General features: G+C 61.1%; 19 protein-coding genes. 12 read left to right on the top strand and 7 right to left on the bottom strand.

Features of this window, described 5'->3' with window-relative positions; genetic code table 11:
• Nucleotides 1-33 precede the first annotated feature (33 nt).
• Nucleotides 34-1,020 carry a L,D-transpeptidase family protein gene (locus ACD578_RS10405; protein WP_404292817.1) on the top strand — a complete coding sequence of 329 codons (987 nt, stop codon included), beginning with the start codon at nt 34-36 and terminating at the stop codon, nt 1,018-1,020.
• A gap of 21 nt (nt 1,021-1,041) precedes the next feature.
• Here ACD578_RS10405 and ACD578_RS10400 read toward each other — a convergent pair whose 3' ends face one another.
• Both ACD578_RS10400 and ACD578_RS10395 read right to left on the bottom strand, forming a co-directional pair.
• A complete protein-coding gene (locus ACD578_RS10400) occupies nt 1,042-1,317 on the bottom strand; it encodes a hypothetical protein (protein WP_152714467.1) in 276 nt (91 codons plus the stop codon).
• Between the two features lie 218 nt (nt 1,318-1,535).
• A complete protein-coding gene (locus ACD578_RS10395; RefSeq protein WP_404292815.1) occupies nt 1,536-1,949 on the bottom strand; it encodes a BA14K family protein in 414 nt (137 codons plus the stop codon).
• A 995-nt stretch (nt 1,950-2,944) separates the two neighbouring features.
• Between ACD578_RS10395 and ACD578_RS10390 the strand changes: the two genes are divergently transcribed.
• The 5 genes from ACD578_RS10390 to ACD578_RS10370 all read left to right on the top strand — a co-directional run bounded on the left by ACD578_RS10390 (nt 2,945) and on the right by ACD578_RS10370 (nt 6,940).
• The gene (locus tag ACD578_RS10390; RefSeq protein ID WP_404292813.1) at nt 2,945-4,909 is read left to right on the top strand and encodes an ATP-binding protein; all 1,965 of its coding nucleotides are present in this window, start codon (nt 2,945-2,947) and stop codon (nt 4,907-4,909) included.
• A gap of 13 nt (nt 4,910-4,922) precedes the next feature.
• Nucleotides 4,923-5,354 carry a response regulator transcription factor gene (locus tag ACD578_RS10385; protein WP_404292811.1) on the top strand — a complete coding sequence of 144 codons (432 nt, stop codon included), beginning with the start codon at nt 4,923-4,925 and terminating at the stop codon, nt 5,352-5,354.
• Between the two features lie 107 nt (nt 5,355-5,461).
• Entirely contained in the window at nt 5,462-5,965 is a 504-nt protein-coding gene (locus ACD578_RS10380; protein ID WP_404293777.1) for a helix-turn-helix transcriptional regulator, read from the top strand.
• 185 nt (nt 5,966-6,150) lie between these two features.
• On the top strand, nt 6,151-6,510 hold the full coding sequence (locus tag ACD578_RS10375) for a hypothetical protein (RefSeq protein WP_404292809.1): 360 nt from the start codon (nt 6,151-6,153) through the stop codon (nt 6,508-6,510).
• Between the two features lie 235 nt (nt 6,511-6,745).
• A complete protein-coding gene (locus tag ACD578_RS10370; protein WP_152716709.1) occupies nt 6,746-6,940 on the top strand; it encodes a hypothetical protein in 195 nt (64 codons plus the stop codon).
• A gap of 150 nt (nt 6,941-7,090) precedes the next feature.
• On the opposite strand, the gene ACD578_RS10365 is transcribed toward ACD578_RS10370, so the two are convergent.
• Nucleotides 7,091-7,300, bottom strand: coding sequence for a DUF2842 domain-containing protein (locus tag ACD578_RS10365; RefSeq protein ID WP_404292807.1), 210 nt, complete (start codon nt 7,298-7,300; stop codon nt 7,091-7,093).
• A 129-nt stretch (nt 7,301-7,429) separates the two neighbouring features.
• Between ACD578_RS10365 and ACD578_RS10360 the strand changes: the two genes are divergently transcribed.
• Entirely contained in the window at nt 7,430-8,500 is a 1,071-nt protein-coding gene (locus tag ACD578_RS10360; RefSeq protein WP_404292805.1) for a COX15/CtaA family protein, read from the top strand.
• 52 nt (nt 8,501-8,552) lie between these two features.
• On the opposite strand, the gene ACD578_RS10355 is transcribed toward ACD578_RS10360, so the two are convergent.
• Nucleotides 8,553-8,960, bottom strand: a complete 408-nt coding sequence (locus tag ACD578_RS10355; RefSeq protein WP_404292803.1) for a DUF1236 domain-containing protein — start codon at nt 8,958-8,960, stop codon at nt 8,553-8,555.
• A 468-nt stretch (nt 8,961-9,428) separates the two neighbouring features.
• Here ACD578_RS10355 and ACD578_RS10350 point away from each other — a divergent pair, with 468 nt between their 5' ends.
• Nucleotides 9,429-10,103 (top strand): AAA family ATPase, encoded by a 675-nt coding sequence (locus ACD578_RS10350; protein ID WP_404292801.1) that lies wholly within the window; start codon nt 9,429-9,431, stop codon nt 10,101-10,103.
• A gap of 223 nt (nt 10,104-10,326) precedes the next feature.
• Here the strand turns inward: ACD578_RS10350 and ACD578_RS10345 are convergent, their stop codons facing one another.
• Entirely contained in the window at nt 10,327-11,610 is a 1,284-nt protein-coding gene (locus ACD578_RS10345) for an O-acetylhomoserine aminocarboxypropyltransferase (protein ID WP_152714432.1), read from the bottom strand.
• 774 nt (nt 11,611-12,384) lie between these two features.
• Nucleotides 12,385-12,909: a CoA-binding protein gene (locus ACD578_RS10340; protein WP_404292799.1), complete on the bottom strand. Its 525-nt coding sequence runs from the start codon at nt 12,907-12,909 to the stop codon at nt 12,385-12,387.
• A gap of 72 nt (nt 12,910-12,981) precedes the next feature.
• Between ACD578_RS10340 and ACD578_RS10335 the strand changes: the two genes are divergently transcribed.
• Nucleotides 12,982-13,398: a PaaI family thioesterase gene (locus ACD578_RS10335; protein ID WP_404292797.1), complete on the top strand. Its 417-nt coding sequence runs from the start codon at nt 12,982-12,984 to the stop codon at nt 13,396-13,398.
• A 12-nt stretch (nt 13,399-13,410) separates the two neighbouring features.
• Here ACD578_RS10335 and ACD578_RS10330 read toward each other — a convergent pair whose 3' ends face one another.
• On the bottom strand, nt 13,411-14,031 hold the full coding sequence (locus tag ACD578_RS10330) for a glutathione S-transferase family protein (RefSeq protein WP_404292795.1): 621 nt from the start codon (nt 14,029-14,031) through the stop codon (nt 13,411-13,413).
• 289 nt (nt 14,032-14,320) lie between these two features.
• Here ACD578_RS10330 and rplM point away from each other — a divergent pair, with 289 nt between their 5' ends.
• From rplM to argC, 3 genes are all read left to right on the top strand, one after another.
• On the top strand, nt 14,321-14,785 hold the full coding sequence (gene rplM / locus ACD578_RS10325; RefSeq protein WP_152714428.1) for a 50S ribosomal protein L13: 465 nt from the start codon (nt 14,321-14,323) through the stop codon (nt 14,783-14,785).
• A 2-nt stretch (nt 14,786-14,787) separates the two neighbouring features.
• Entirely contained in the window at nt 14,788-15,264 is a 477-nt protein-coding gene (rpsI, locus tag ACD578_RS10320) for a 30S ribosomal protein S9 (RefSeq protein ID WP_152714427.1), read from the top strand.
• Nucleotides 15,265-15,594: 330 nt separating this feature from the next.
• Complete coding sequence (argC, locus tag ACD578_RS10315; RefSeq protein ID WP_404292793.1) at nt 15,595-16,563, top strand: N-acetyl-gamma-glutamyl-phosphate reductase; 969 nt, start codon at nt 15,595-15,597, stop codon at nt 16,561-16,563.
• Nucleotides 16,564-16,696 lie beyond the last annotated feature (133 nt).

Here is a 16,696-nt window from a genome sequence, read left to right as displayed (position 1 = left end):
TGTTTGTCCATGATATTCCGGTGGAGCCGTCTCATGAAAATCGTTGCGTCTGTTGCCCTTGTAGTAGTTGGACTTCTGAATCCGGCTCTGGCCGCACCCCGGAAAATGGACCTGGAAACGGTGAACAAGGCCGAGTGGTCGGCCAAGGGCGATAAGGGGAAGGAGATCGATCCGGCTCTTGTCAAGACACAGATCCTGCTCGACTGGGCTCATTTCTCACCTGGTGTCATCGACGGACACAACGGCGAGAACCTGCGGAACGCCATCAAGGCTTTTAGGAAAGAGCGCGGCCTGAATCCGGACGGGGCCCTCGATGGGGACGTTTGGGCAAAGCTCAATGAGGCGTCGTCGGACCCGGTTCTGGTTGAATACACAATCCGGGATGAGGACGTGAAAGGCCCCTTCGTCACGATCCCGGACAAGTTGGAGGAGAAGGCTGACCTCGATCGGCTTGGCTACTCGAGCCCGGAGGAGCTTCTGGCTGAAAAGTTTCATATGGATGTGGATCTGCTCAAGGCCCTGAATCCCGGCAAGGCCTTCGACAAGTCCGGTACCTCCATCGTCGTCGCCAATGTTGAGGCAAAGCCGGCGTCCGAGAAACCGGACAAAGCCGTGAAGATCGAGATCGTCAAGAGCGAGCACATCCTACGGGTGCTCGGAAAGGACGAAACCGTGATCGCGGTCTATCCGGCCTCCATCGGCAGCGAGGAAAAACCCGCGCCCAGCGGGGCGCACAAGGTGCGCGCCATCGCGCCGAACCCGAACTATACCTACAACCCGGATTATGCCTTCAAGGGCGTCAAGGCCAAGGAGAAGTTCGAGATCAAGCCAGGCCCGAACAACCCCGTCGGGAGTACCTGGATTGACCTCTCCGTCGAGTCCTTCGGCATCCATGGAACGCCCGAGCCTGAGAAAGTCGGCAAGGCCTATTCCCAGGGCTGCGTGAGGCTGACGAACTGGGATGTCGAGGAATTGTCGAAAATGGTCGAGAAGGGGACGCCGGTCGAGTTCATCGATTAGACCATTCGCCCAGATCTTGGCTCAGTCGTCGTTGGCGGAGTTCAGCTGATCGGGCCTCAGGCCCTCGTCGGTCTCGGCATCGTGTGCCCTGACAAGCCATTCCAGCTGCTCCTGGACGAAATCGGGATCGCTATGGAAGCGCATGGCGCAGGCCACGAGAAAGACCGCGATCTCAGGCAGGTCCTCGTCACCCAGATCCGGAAGAACCAGCTCGAGCTCCGTCATGTTGCCGGAAGTCAGGATGGCGGCCTCGTTGGGAGGAAGGACGGTACCGGTGCTGTCAGAGTCTTGAGCCATTGAGCTGATCCTAAGCCTTTCATGTGGGAGGAATGCGGCGTTGCCGCAGGAGGTTGCCATCGCAGCCATGGCGCGCCGCCATGCCAGCGAATTATCCCGCATTGTTCTAACGCGTGGGCGAGCAAGGTAAAGGATCGACCGCCGCACTGGATCGAGGCCCAAACGAAGGCCCCGCCGCATGTCTGCGACAGGGCCGGGATGCTGTAAAACTGCAGAGCTTACGGATAGGTGCAGACGTAGCGCATTCCGTTCGTCGCCAGGAAAGTTCCCGTTCCCGGATCGTAGGAGCGGTATTTGCGTGCGCAATAGGCTGCGACCTGCGGATCAACCGTGCCCGGAGGTGCCGGGACGGCAGGCTGCGCCTGCGCCTGGTTAGCAATTGCGCCGGCGATCAGCGCGCCTGCCGCAATTCCTGCAACGCCGGCGGCAACAGCCGCGCCATTGTCGCGACGATAGTAATACCGGTCACGGTAATAGGGGCGGTAACCGCGGCGATAATACTGGGCGTAGCTCTCGTTCGGGTACGCCTTGTCGATCTGGGGCAGGGGCCGTGTCTGGAGAGAGGTGGCGCTGGCGGGCAATGCCGACACGAGCACTGCTGCACCGACCAGGGCCGTTACGAATTTGCGCATATCAAATTCCTCGGTTGCGAAAACTCCGGCAGAGGGTCTGCTGAAAGTCGGGCGAAATATAGCGCTACCGGCCAAGCTCGCACAATCCCGATCTTGCCCGAGTTATGAAGCTGATCATTTCGCTGGTATCCGTAGTTTCGTCGCAGATGTGAGACAAAACAAGCCGCTTGTGTGCTGTAAGTCATCCGCTGTTCAAGGTTCCTACCTGTTATTGCTCAAAGTTTAGGGCCGATATTGTGTAGAAATGTACTGCCACTGGAACGTAGATAGGTCATCATGCCAGTATTCTTATTATTCCAAGGGAACGCCCCAAGGGGAGAAGGCTGTTCTTTCCCAAGCGTGGCACTGGATTTTTTGCAATATGTCGCCAATGATGTAAGCGTTCTATTATAATCTCTCGCGGGTTGGGACCTCATGCTCCGCCTCACGTTCCTCGTGTCTGTGATTGCCTTTCTCGAAGGCGGGGCGCCTTCCGATGCGGCGGAGCCATTGCCTCCTGCAAAAGGAGCTGTCTTGCTGACGGCTTCGGGAAAAATCGAGCAGACGAACGGTCCGGGGCGGGAAGTGTTCGACAGGACCTTGTCGGACGGGCTGGCACGAGGGTCTTTCAGGGAAACTTTAGCCATGATCGGAGAGAGGCGTCTGACTGTGGGTGTTCCTCTGAGGGCCGTCCAGGGGGACGGGGATCTGTTCAAGGGGCGGGACAGGGGGCCCCTATGGATCTCCTATTCACGGGACGATCACGGCACTTTGCGCTATGACTTCCAGGACTCCCGCTCGGTTGGGCCGTTCAACCGGCTGCAGATCGTACCGCCATGAAGCTCAAGCTGAGAAATTACAAGGCTTCTTTGATCACCCTTGCGGCGATTGGAGTGCTGGCAATTTCGCTCACGTTTACTGTGTGGCGATTGCTCGCGGTCGGGGAGGATTCTCGAGCCGGCGATAGCTACAGCAATCTATGGGAAATTTCCCAAACGCAGTTTGAAGCATCGGTCGTGGCCGAGGCTTTGGCCCGAACCGCCACGGGAGAAAGCTTTGCCAGTCCCGAAGAGACCCCTGGCTTTCGACTGGCCATCTTGATCAGACGGCTGTCGGTTCTCCTGGAGGGCGAGCAGAAAAATCTGATCGCTAGGGTTGGGGCTCTCGAAAGCCTCCAAGAAACCTATCGGCGTCTGACCGACGCGGAGCCACTTCTGACGAAGGCGATCGATGCACAGACTGCCGCGAGGCTGAGGGTACAGGTTCACGATCTTGCCAACCAGCTGAGAGGCATCGCCAATCAGGCCATGCTGCTAAGCCATGAGGAAAAGGCGGAAAAGCGCTCACTGTACCTGCGCTACGTTTTCGAGAGCTTCGCATTCATTATCGGCATAGCGATCAGCGCGGCGTTCCTTGTGATCCGCCTACTCAAGGGCATGCAGGAGACAACCCAGGCCAGGCAGCTTCTCAAGCAGGAGCAGGAGCTCTCCGACCTAGTCATCAACAATATCAGCGATCAGGGCATCGTCATGTTCGACGCCGAGCTTCGTTGCTTGCTCTGGAACCCGGGCATGGAGGACCTGCTGAACATAAAGCCTGACCAGGCAGTCGGACAGCATATGCAGGATCTCGATCCGATCTTTGCTCAGGCGGATGCAATCGGCTCGCTCATGCGGGCAACGGAAGGAATGAGCTCGATCTTCGAGAACGAGACATCCTCTCCCGATGGGCAGGACCGTTGCCTGGAGATCAACTGCTTTCCCGTCTATATGGCCGAGCGCAGGCTCGGAATCGCTTTCATGCGCGATGTGACCGAGCAGTGGCTGGCTCGCAAGCAGGCGGAGCGCCAGAACTTCGATCTCGAAATCAAGGTGCTCCAGCGGACCGCAGCCCTGCGCCAAGCGGAACGACGCCTGATTGCGGCGATCAATTCCGCATCGGAAGGATTCGCGGCTTTCGATTGGACGGGAAAGCTTCTCTTCGCCAATGAACAGATCTGGGCTGCCGCTCCCGTGGCCCTATGGTGCCAGGAGGAGATGGGACTCTCCAACTTCCTACAGTGCTTCGCCATGTGCGAAGGCGCCGACACGCGGCTTGTAAACGCGAAGTCTCCGTTCGAGGAAATCGAGTTGGATCTCCTGGTGAAGAAGGATACTTGGGCCCGTCTTTCCCTAACGAAAGCCGATGGGGCCACGATCTTCGTGCGTCTGACGGATATCTCGGGCTACAAGCAGGTTGCGAAGGTCCTTGAATCGGCCCTCGAACGCGAACGCGAGACCACGAACGCCTACCGGAACTTCGTGTCCATGGTGTCCCACCAGTTCCGGACGCCGCTCGCCATCCTGGACTCCAGCGCCCAGCGCATTCTGCGCCGCGGGGCAGAACTGACGCAGGACGAGCTTGTCACGCGCATCCAGAAGATCCGAAACGCCGGCACTCGATTGACGCGTCTCGTGGAAAGCGTTCTGAACGCGGCCAAACTCGATGCCGGAACGATCGAGGTCAATCCGGCCTCCTACAATCTGGTCGATCTCGTCATGGACATTTGCGAACGGCAGCGCGAGGTCAGCTCGCAGGCCGATATCCGCTTCGATGTCCCTGATGTCCCTGTCAGGGTCTATTGCGACGGCATGCTCATCGAGCAGGTGGTCGTCAATCTCCTGTCAAATGCCATCAAGTATTCAGGCGATACCCCAATCGTCGAGATCAAGATCTGGATGGACGGATCCCGCGCCTTCTGCTCCGTCCGTGACTGGGGCATCGGAATTCCTGCGGACGAGATATCGAAGATCTTCGATCGTTTCTACCGGGCTCGCACGGCAACAGGTATTGCCGGCACGGGTATTGGATTGAATTTTGCCCAAAGAATCATGCACTTGCATGGGGGTGACATTCAGGTTGAGAGCTATGAGGCGGCTGGATCCTTGTTCACCTTCGATCTGCCCATAGCCAATGCCGATCAAGCGCAACAGGCTGCATGAGTGACCGACCCCAATGAATGATCAAAAAACAATCCTTTGCGTTGAAGACGAAGACGATCTGAGAGGCGATATCGCCGAAGAGCTGGAGGCGGCCAATTACCGCGTGCTCCAGGCTGCCGACGGCGACGAGGCGCTCGGTCTCCTGGAAGTGCATCGACCCGATCTCGTCCTCTGCGACATCACCATGCCGGGCCTTGGGGGCTACGATGTGCTCAAGGCATTGCGCGAGCAGGGCACCATGGCCGATGTCCCCTTCATCTTCCTGACGGCCCTGGCCGAGAGAAATGACGTTCTCAGCGGCAAGCAGGCGGGAGCGGACGATTACCTCGTCAAGCCGATCGACTACGAGATTCTGCTGGCCCTATCGCAGCCCGTCTCGATCAGGTCACTCGCGTTCAGACGAGCGCCGTCAACAGGGCCGAGGAATCCTGGCAGGAAATCCTGAAATCCTCCAAGGGGCGTACGGTCGATGCTCTCTACACGGCGACCTTCGCCTTCGACCGCTTTCTCGTCGGTGTCGTAATCGTCGACGAGACCGGTGCCATCCGCGTGATGAACAAGGAGGCGCAGCGCATTCTGGCCGAGGACGACGGCCTGGTTGCCTCGCAAGGCATCTTGAAGGGGTCGGTGGCCAAGCAGAACGGCAAGCTCTATTCGGCTATCGAGAAGGCCTTCGAAGAGGAGTCCCTCGACGAGATCGTGTCGTTCCCGCGAAACTCGGGCGGTCGGCCGTACCTCGTTCTGATCCCCGGACAGCGTTTCTCCGTGGAGGATAGGCCGGAGGCCGTCGTTGTGCTCGTCATCGACACGGAGCAGCGTGCCAAAGTCTCCGGCGATACGCTCGTCCGGCTCTATAACCTGACGCCCTCCGAAACGCGGGTGGCCCTCATGCTGATCGACGGCAAGCGCCTCGATCAGATTGCCGAAGAGCTCGAAATCGCCCAGACCACGGTTGTCTTCCACCTTAAGAACCTGTTCCGTAAGACCGATACCAACCGTCAGGCGGATCTGGTCCGCGTGCTGCTGTCGGTGCCGCTGCGCAGCGCCGGCACCTGACGGGTGTCGGCTGGAATCGTTAAGGGACGAGCAAGGGCTTTAAGAGCTTGATCACCATTCCGGCAAGATTGGCTTCAGTCCAAGCTTTGCCACATTCTGTTCAGCTTTCAGAGAGGTTTTGAACAGTATATCTCATGACATGAAGAGGAAGGCAGGTAGCCTCCCTCCTGTCGTAGGTGATGATCATGAAGATCTTCCGTCTTGCTTCCGGTACTGCCGCGGCTCTGGCGCTGGTCACCGGCCTGGCTGCCGCTCAGCCGGCTGCAGCGCGTGATCGCCTGTCTCCCGGTGCCGCCGTGGCTCTCGGGGCTCTGGGAGGTCTTGCCGTCGGTGCTGCAGTTGGAGCGGCCGTCGCCCAGCCTCAGCCTCCGGTTGTCTATCGGGCTCCTCCGCCCCCGCCGCCGGTTTACGTCGAAGAACAGGCGCCGGTCTATTACGAGCGCCCGGTTCGTGAAGTTTATGTGGAGCGCTGCACGACCGAGCGTTATCGGGAATGGGTACCTGGCTGGGGCTGGGAGCACCGGTCCCGCAGGGTTTGCCATTAGCGCATCGTGTAGAACCGAAGGTCCGCACCGGCGAAAAGCGGACCCGGTTTTTCGCTTTCGACGATGCGCTCTTCAAGAAGGGGAGCATCGGTTGGATCCCAAAAGGCATATCCACTTTTGGATCCGATGCTGCAGCTTCGAGATGGCCCGCTTCCGGCGGGCCTTTTCTTTTCCGGTCAGGCAACCCGGATTCCGCCTCCGCGTTGATCGCATGTAACCTTACGCGAGCTTAGCCATGACCAGCACACCGAAAGATCAGGCCGGTTCCGATCAGACGAAGCTGAATCCCGGCGATCAGGCCGAGCCGGGAACTCCTGGAGCGGGCGAGAACGTATGCCCCGAATGCAAGGGCAGCGGCCGCATCGGCGTCACGCCATGCCCGATCTGCGGCGGCACGGGCACGATCATCGAGGGAATCGGCGGCGCCTAGAGCATTGGACCCGAAAGTGGCGCCACTTTTGGGACCTGTCCAATGCTCAGTTCCTCAATGGGCCATCGTTCGGTGCGACCCGAAGGGCTGCCTTAGCGAATAACCCGGTCCACCTTTCGCTGACGCGGACCTCGGGTTCCGCGCGATACGCTAGGACTTGTCCAGCTTCGCCATCCAGCGGACGAGCGGCATGAGCGGGACGATCCAGATCAGGCCGAGCACGATATAGGCGACGGTCTGAAGCAGCTTCGGCGCCTGCGTGATCCGGCCTTCCGCAATGGCCATCGCGAACAGCGCATAGAAGATGATGAAGGCGAGCATCACCACTGTGCCGATCAGCTTGCGCAAGCGAATGCCCATGGCCGAAATCCTTATCATCAACATCGCGCCGTAACGGTGCGTCACCGGCATGAATTGCGTCCTGGACGCATAGCCTCTATGTGACGTCCGTATCCTGGGTTCAAGCCCTAATCGACGATGAGAGTGAGCATGGCTGTCGCAGCCTCCACCGAGGGCGTGTCTTTGGCGCGCGTGCCTCAAAGCCGATCCCTGTCCGCCGTTCGCACCTGGATCTACTGCCTCGCCGCCTTGGTTGTCCTGATGGTCGCGGTCGGCGGTGCCACGCGCCTGACCGGCTCCGGTCTCTCGATCACGGAATGGAAGCCCGTCACCGGCGCCATTCCGCCGCTGACCGAGCAGGCCTGGATGGCGGAGTTCGAGAAATACCGGCAGATTTCGCAGTATGAACTCGTCAACAAGGGCATGACCCTGTCGGAGTTCAAATTCATCTACGCCTGGGAGTGGGGGCACCGGCAGCTCGGCCGTTTGATCGGCCTTGTCTTTTTTCTGCCCCTGGTCTGGTTCTGGGCGAGGGGAGTGATCAAAGGCAGACTGGCACTGACCGTTCTCGGCATCGGAGCCTTGGGAGGCCTTCAGGGCGCCATTGGCTGGATCATGGTGGCATCCGGCCTCGAGCCGGGCATGACCGCCGTCGCGCCGATCAAGCTGGCGTTGCACCTGACGGTGGCCAGCATCATTCTGGCTTGCCTCGTTTGGGTGGCAGCGGGCCTGAAGGATCGTTCCGACGCCGTGCGGCAAGAGGCACCGGCAGGCTATGCACCCCGTATTCTCGTCGGCCTGATCCTGTTCCAGATCGCGCTGGGCGGTCTCGTGGCCGGGTCGAAGGCCGGCCTGACCTATAACACCTGGCCGTTGATGGATGGCGCTCTCGTTCCGCCGGCCTCTGCCCTGTTAGTGGTCAAGCCCTGGATCGAGAATTTCGTCGACAACGTCATCCTGGTTCAGTTCAACCACCGCCTCGTGGCCTATGCCATCGTGGCTTTTGCCGTGTGGCATGCCTGGACCATCCGCCGGCAGGCCAAGTCTTCCAGGACTGCCGGTCGCGCGACGGGCATGGCCGGTTTGGCGCTGGCCCAGATGGCTCTCGGGATCGTGACTCTGCTGCTCGCGGTGCCGCTATGGGCCGGATTGGCGCATCAGGTTTTTGCCATGGCCGTGCTCGCCATGGCGGTCGTCCATGCCCGCGTGAGCACGATCTGACATAAGAAAAGGGCGGCCGTCGAGGCCGCCCTAAACTCGTCTCCGCCGTAGCTTAGCGGACGATCTGGACGATGCGGCGGGTGCCGGGCTCGACCAGAACCGGAGTGTCGTTCACGACGGTGTAGCGGTAGTTGCTCACGCCATACTCGGACGGAACTTCATAGTACTGCACGCCGGAAGCCGGGAGAGTCGCGCCGACGCGAACCTCTTCCGTGTAGCGGTAGGACGGAACGCCCTGGGTCACCACATACTGGCGGAAACGCGGCTGCTGCTGATCGGCGAGACCGCCCACGATCGCGCCCGTCACGCCGCCGACCGCCGCGCCGATCGGGCCGCCAACGATGGCGCCGCCCACGGCGCCGGTGGTTGCACCGGCAGCGGCGCCGCCGGACTGAGCGAAGGCGCCAACGGGCGCGAGGGCCACAAGAACAGCGCCTGCAAACAAGATTTTCTTAGACATTTGTCAGCTCCTAGACTGGTGAAGTCTGGAGCTTAACGGCCAAGCAGGAGGGTGGTTCCGACTCTGAAAACGTGTTTCAGCTTAGGAATTCATGGCAAGCTTCGGGGACATCAATCCATCGCAAAGCTTGAACGGCGGGTCGAGCAAGGAAAATCGATCTTGGACTGACCTCGGTAATTCCGGCCGGCCCTCTCCCTCCCGGTTTTTCTAAGGATCGGCTTTCTGAAGAGGCGTTTCTCGACTCAGGTCGGGAACTTGGCGACTACGTTCATGAAACTGCGCAAATCCAGCGTGGTGTTGATAAATCGCTCCGGATTGAGCAATCGAAGTCATCGTGCGAGAAAAATCGTAGTGGGAATACGGCAGGAATTAGGAAATCAGTACTTGCTCTGCTACAGGTGAACAATATTAAGATAGGCTTAACCCCTAGGTTCAGGGCTGTAGGAACAGGCTTATGAGGAGTCAGGCATGAATGTGCTGGTCTTTGCTTCGCGGAAAGGCGGCTCGGGTAAGAGCACGCTTGCTGCTCACCTCGCGAGTTATATCGCCAACCCTTCGCGCCCCACATTGCTGATCGACAACGATCCGCAGGGCTCCTTGTCACTCTGGCACAAGATCCGCAATCAGGAATACCTGGGCCTCAAGCACAATGTGCGCAACATCGCCGAGGCCCTCAGGGAGGCGAAACGCGAAGGTTACGAGTGGGTTCTCGTCGATACGCCGCCGAACAAGTCTTCGATCGTTGCCGAAGCGATCAAGCAGGCCACCCTCGTAATCATTCCCGCGCGCGCGAGCCTGTTCGACATTGCCGCCCTGCAGGATACGGTCGCCCTCGCTCGCGAACATCGCAAGCCTTACGCCGCGGTGATCAATGCCGCTCCTGCCAAGCACGGAGATACCGAGGCTCATGTGGTCGCCGATGCGCGCGGCGCCCTGAACGCGCTCCAGGTTCCGGTCTGGGCCGGCCAGATCACGCATCGCCCTGAACTCACGCTCTCCCTCGCAACGGGTGAGGGCGCGCGGGAATACGATGCGAATTCCCAAGGAGCCGACGAGATCGGGCGCCTTTGGACGGCCCTCGAGCGTTCGCTCAACGCGATCCACAACACCTACAAGAAAGCCGGCACTTCTCGCGCTGCGTGAGTGGCGAGTTTCATCTCAGAAAAAAGGGCGGCTCTCGGGCCGCCCTTTTTGTTTGCCAAATCATCGTAGGACGACTCTTTCCCGCCCGTCGTCACCGGCCTTGTGCCGGTGATCCCGATCCGAGAGGCGTGACGCTTCCCATCATCGGGATGGCCGGGGATGATCCCCGGATCAAGTCCGGGACGGCCATGACGAGGTGAGGCTTTGAAAGGGAGAATGGAGACTACGCAGCGTCAAGAGCCTGGTTGAGGTCGTCGATCAAATCCTGCGTGTCCTCGAGGCCGATGGAGAGACGCACCACCTCCGGCCCTGCTCCCGCCTGCGTCTTCTGCTCATCGGTGAGCTGGCGGTGAGTGGTCGAGGCCGGGTGGATCACCAGGGAGCGCGTGTCGCCGATATTGGCCAGATGCGAGAACAGCTTGAGATTCGAGACCAGTTTCACGCCGGCCTCATAGCCGCCCTTGAGGCCGAAGGTGAACACCGCGCCGGCGCCCTTGGGGCAGTACTGCTTGGCGAGGTTATGGTAGCGGTCCGAACGCAGACCTGGATAGCTGACCCAGGAGATCTTGCTGTGGCCCTCCAGATGCTCGGCGACCGTGAGGGCGTTATCCGAGTGGCGCTGCATGCGCAGCGGCAGGGTCTCGATGCCGTTGAGGATCAGGAAGGCGTTGAACGGCGACAGCGCCGGGCCGAGGTCCCGCAGTCCGAGAACGCGGCAGGCGATGGCGAAGCCGAAATTGCCGAAGGTTTCACCGAGCACCATGCCGGCATATTCCGGACGCGGCTTGGACAGCATGGGATAGCGGTCGTCGCCGGCGAAGTTGAACGAACCGCCATCGACGATCACGCCGCCGATCGAGTTGCCATGGCCGCCGAGGAACTTGGTGGCCGAATGGACGATGATGTCCGCGCCGTGCTCGAAGGGGCGGATCAGGTAGGGCGAGGCCATCGTGTTGTCGACGATGAAGGGGATGCGGTGCTTCTTGGCGATGGCCGCGATCGCCTGGAGATCGACGATCACGCCGCCCGGGTTGGCGATGGACTCGACGAAGATCGCCTTGGTCTTCGGGGTGATGGCCGCCTCGAAGGACGACGGATCGTCCGAATCGGCCCAGACCACGTTCCAGGCGAAGTTCTTGTAGGCGTGGTTGAACTGGTTGATCGAGCCGCCATAGAGCTTCTTGGCGGCGACGAACTCGTCGCCGGGCTGGAGCAGCGTGTGGAACACCAGGAATTGCGCCGCGTGACCCGAGGCGACGGCCAGCGCCGCGGTGCCGCCTTCCAGGGCCGCGACGCGCTCCTCGAGGACGGAGCAGGTCGGGTTGCCGATGCGGGAATAGATGTTGCCGAACGCCTGCAGGCCGAAGAGCGAAGCCGCATGGTCCACGTCGTCGAACACGAAGGACGTGGTCTGATAGATCGGCGTCGCGCGGGCACCAGTCGCAGCATCAGGAGCCGCTCCGGCGTGAATGGCGAGCGTGTTGAAGCCTGGCAGACGGTCGGTCATGATCGGGGCGTTCCTCTAGGAAATGGATGCGTTCTATTTAAAGAACGTATTGTTCGTCCGTCAAGGAGTGTGTTGGGCAGCCCCAGTGTCGACCGCGGCCCTGTGCGGGTGGAGCTGTCGTCTCTCGCTCCACCCTCATGCCGAAAGACCGGCTTCTATTCTGTGCTCTCCTACGCCCTTCGAGACGGATTGCTTAGACCATTCTCCGCAGAATGAGGGCCGTAAGACTGACGGCGTGAATCGGTGGACTACGTTCGGCCCTGACATTCTCCGGCGTCATCACCGGCCCTGTGCCGGTGATCTCGATAGATCGAAGCGCTGAGCTTTTCCGGATCAGGATGGCCGGGACAGGCCCGGCCATGACGGCAGAGGGTGTCGAGGGCCGTGGTCTCGATCGTCTCGCTCGGCCTCATCCTGAGGAGCCTCTGCAAGCGGCGTCTCGAAGGAGGTGTTCAGTGCTCTCCGGACACTCCTTCGAGACGCAGCCTCACGGCTGCTCCTTAGGATGAGGGCGATGGATCTGAAAGCGGATGGCCGGGACCGATCCCCGTATCGATATCAGGGCCGGCCATACGGGAGAGGGTGTCCAGGGCAATGATCCCGATGGTCTGAAGCGACCGCGCCTCACAGCGTCGGGATGGCCGGGGCAAGCCCGGCGATGACGAAGGCGGATACGGGTCGGGGAGAGTGCGACCAAGGATCGAGCCACTGCCGCACGGACATGCAGCCGAGAGGATGGGAAACCACTCACACCCTCCGCGTTACGGATTTCCCTCAAGGCCGGTTGAGGCTGAGCTTCTGGAAGCCCTTGCCGGAAAGAACCGGCTTTTTGGAGCTCAGCATCCGTGAGTTCACGCCCTGCCAGGAAATCTCGCCGGAGAGGCGTCCGAACTCGATCTTCGGGCAGCGGTCCATGACGACCTTCAGGCCCTTGGCCTCGGCCTTGGCGGCGGCTTCGTCGTTGCGAACGGAGAGCTGCATCCAGAGGACCTTGGGCAGCGGTTCGAGGGCCAAGGCTTCGTCGGTGAGCGGGCCGGCGGCTTCCGAGTTGCGGAAGATCTCGACCATGTCGATGGGGAAGGGCACGTCCTTCAGGGAGGCATAGACGGGCTTGCCGAGAAGCTCGCCGCCGGCGAGTCCCGGATTGATCGGGATCACGTCGTAGCCTCGCTCCAGCAGGTACTTGGTGACGATCCAGCTCGGACGCGCCGGGTTTGACGACGCGCCGACCAGCGCGATGGTCTTCACGCTGTTGAGGATGCCGCGGATATATTCGTTCGGGTAATTGTCGTGGCTCATGGGGGGAACGTATGGGATAGGGCAGGGCAGTTCAATGAGCATCGCATATTAATGTCATCCCACCATCCGATCATGACCCGAGACGAGCTCGCGGCCTTCCTCGACCGGGAGTTTCCGCAGATGCATGAGGGCGGGCGCAGCTATGTCGTGGACGGGATCGGGCCTCTTTCGGCCCGGATGCGCATGGAATACCACGAGCGCCACCTGCGCCCGGGCGGCACGATCTCGGGCCCGGCCATGATGGCGCTGGCGGACCTCGCGCTCTACGCCGCGATTCTCGCTCATATCGGCCCCGTGGCGCTCGCCGTCACCACAAGCCTCAACTTCAATTTCCTCAGGAAACCCGAGCCCCGCGCCCTGATCGCCGATTGCCGCCTGCTCAAACTGGGCAAGCGGCTCGCGGTCGGCGACGTGTCGATTTATTCCGAAGGCAGCCCCGACATGGTCTGCCATGCGACCGGGACCTATTCGATCCCGGATCGTCGTTGAACGTGTCGACGCTCAGGTCTTCGGGGGCACGAGTGCATCGTCGATTTCCCTTGCCCGAAGGGCCGCGGGACGCGTGCTGATCCGCTGCCAATAGGCCTCGAAGGCGGGCCGTTTCTCCAGCGTGCCGAACATCATGCCCCAGCCGATCTGCGAGCCGACATAGACGTCGGCCGCACTGAAGCGGTCGCCTGCTATGTATTCGGATTGGGTGACGGCATAGACCAGGGTATCGACGACGTTCTCGATGCTGCCGTAGCCGATGGCCCGCTGCCGGTCGGCCGGCACCTCGAAGCCGAAAGCCTTGTTGCTCAAGGCCGCTTCCACAGGGCCGGCCGCAAAGAACATCCAGCGGTAATAGGCGGCTCTGTCATGGGGCGGCGGAGCGAGGCCGGCCTCGGGAAAGGCATCGGCCAGATAGGCACAGACCGCGGCCCCCTCGGTGACGATCTTTCCCTTGTGGAGGATCGCCGGCACCTTTCCCATCGGATTGACCGCCAGATAGCCGGGGGCCTTCATGTCCGGGCCGAATGCGAGGATTTCCGTTCGATAGGCGCAGCCCGTTTCCTCGAGCATCCAGCGGACGATGCGGCCACGGGACATGGGATTGGTGAAGAAGATCAGTTCGTCGGTCATCGGGAGCCTCTCGGAATCGGCAGAACGGGATATGCCGTCACGGGCAAGCATAGCGGCTATTCGCGAAGAACCAAAAATCAGTACGGTATTAGAGTACCGCTAATGCGGTATATAAATACCACAGGTGCGCTAAGGCTTGTTTTATAAGGGTTTTACGCGTCTTGGGCAGCCGAGAATAATGTTGACTTCCAGGTCCCGTGCCACTAAACAGCTGTCACTCGCCGCCGCATCTCGTGGCGGTTTGTCGTTTCAGAACCTGAGCCATTTGGCTCCAACGGGATACAGCGCAATGAAGACTACGACTTCGCTGAAGCCCGCCGATGTCGAGAAGAAGTGGGTTGTGATCGACGCGAAGGGCCTCGTTGTGGGCCGCCTCGCTTCGGTCGTTGCCATGCGCCTGCGTGGCAAGCACAAGGCGAACTACACGCCCCACGTCGACTGCGGCGACAATGTCATCGTCATCAACGCCGACAAGGTGGTGTTCACCGGCCGCAAGCGCGAGCAGAAGGTGTACTACCACCACACCGGTTATCCGGGCGGCATCAAGGAACGCACCGCCAAGTTCATTCTCGACGGCCGCTTCCCCGAGCGGGTGGTCGAGAAGGCTGTGGAGCGCATGCTCCCCCGCGGTCCGCTCTTCCGTCAGATCCTGGGCAACCTGCGCGTCTATGGCGGCGCTGAGCATCCGCATACGGCTCAGCAGCCGGAAACGCTGGATGTTGGTGCCCTCAACAGCAAGAACGTGAGAGCATAATCATGGCGACCCTCCAGTCTCTCGCCGATCTCGGCACCAATGCCCAGGCCGCCGCTCCGGAAGCTCCGAAGCACGTCCAGAAGCTCGACTCGCTCGGCCGCGCCTATGCCACCGGCAAGCGTAAGGACGCGGTTGCCCGCGTGTGGATCAAGCCCGGCTCCGGCAAGATCGTGATCAACGGCCGTACGGTCGAGGTCTACTTCGCCCGCCCCGTGCTGCGCATGATCCTAGCTCAGCCGCTCCAGATCGCCCAGCGCGAAGGCCAGTACGACATCACCGTCAACGTTGACGGCGGCGGTCTCTCCGGCCAGGCCGGCGCGGTCCGTCACGGCCTCGCGAAGGCGCTGACCTACTATGAGCCGGAGCTTCGCGGCCCGCTCAAGAAGGAAGGCTTCCTGACCCGCGATCCGCGTGTCGTCGAGCGCAAGAAGTACGGCAGGAAGAAGGCCCGCCGCAGCTTCCAGTTCTCGAAGCGCTAAGGCCTCATCAGGCAGACATTTCGGAAAGGGCGGCCTCGCGCCGCCCTTTTTGTTTTGGGGGGCATTTGCCCATCACCACGGTCGCAGGCTCGTCGCGACGAAACGGTCGCGCTTGTTGACAGGATTGGTCGCCTGCCCCATACAAATTCCATGAACAACGTCGCGCTGATCCTCCGACGCCGATCGAACGCTGCCCTGGCGCGAGCGCGATAACGGCGGTCTGAAGCCTGACCGCAAGCCGCGCCGATGCGCGGCTTTTTTGTTTCTGAAACCTTGTGGGGCGCAAGCGTTTCGCCCTATCTCCAGCATCGACGACAGATTGGATCGACCATGACCGCGACGCTCGACAGATCATCAGGCCTCAATCAAAAGACCAAAACCGTTTTCATCGACGGAGAGGCAGGTACGACCGGTCTTGGCATCCGTGAGCGCCTCACGGACGTGTCCGGTGTCGCCGTCCGCAGCATCGATCCTGCGCGCCGCAAGGATCCGGCGGCCAAACGCGAGATCCTGGCCGATGTCGATCTCGTGGTGCTCTGCCTGCACGACGATGCGGCGCGCGAGACGGTTTCCCTCGTCGATGACTTGAGCGGCAGGAAGCCGAAGATCCTCGATGCGAGCACTGCGCACCGGGTCAGCCCCGGCTGGGTCTATGGCTTTGCCGAGCTTGAGCCTGCTCAGCGCGATGCGGTTGCCGAGGCGGAGCGGGTGGCCAATCCCGGCTGCTACCCGACCGGCGCGATCGCCCTTGTCCGGCCTCTGGTCGACGCGGGCCTCATCCCGGCCGATTATCCGATCAGCGTGAACGCCGTCAGCGGCTATAGCGGCGGCGGGCGCTCGATGATCGAGGCCTACGAGGCCGGCACCGCGCCTTCCTTCGAGCTCTACGGCCTCGGCTTCGAGCACAAGCACGTGCCCGAACTGCAGAAATACACCGGCCTGACCCGGCGGCCGATCTTCATCCCTTCCGTCGGCAATTTCCGGCAGGGCATGTTGGTGAGCGTGCCGCTTCACCTCGACCTGCTGCCCGGCAAGCCGAGAGCCGCGGATCTCGAGGCGGCGCTTCTGAAGCACTATCGGGGCGGCGGCCTCGTCAGCGTCGTGCCCACCATCCGGGACGGCAGGAAGATCGAGCGGATCGAGCCGGAGGCCCTGAACGACACCGACCGGCTGGAGCTCTTCGTCTTCCAGCACGACAGCTACAACCATGCCGTGCTGGTGGCGAGGCTCGACAATCTCGGCAAAGGCGCTTCGGGCGCAGCCGTGCAGAACATCCAGCTCATGCTGGGATTGATATAAGGCCGATCCCCGGTTGCCGCAGGTGGGACATGCCACCTCCCATGTCATCACCGGCCTTGTGCCGGTGATCCCGATCATGAGAAGCGCGGCACTCTTCCGGTCGAGATGGCCGGCACAAGGCCGGCCATGACGT

This window comes from Microvirga sp. RSM25, from assembly GCF_044784385.1.
Lineage (GTDB): Bacteria > Pseudomonadota > Alphaproteobacteria > Rhizobiales > Beijerinckiaceae > Microvirga > Microvirga tunisiensis.
The sequence above is the reverse complement of the archived record's forward strand: the minus strand, read 5'-3'. Positions and strand labels throughout refer to the sequence as shown.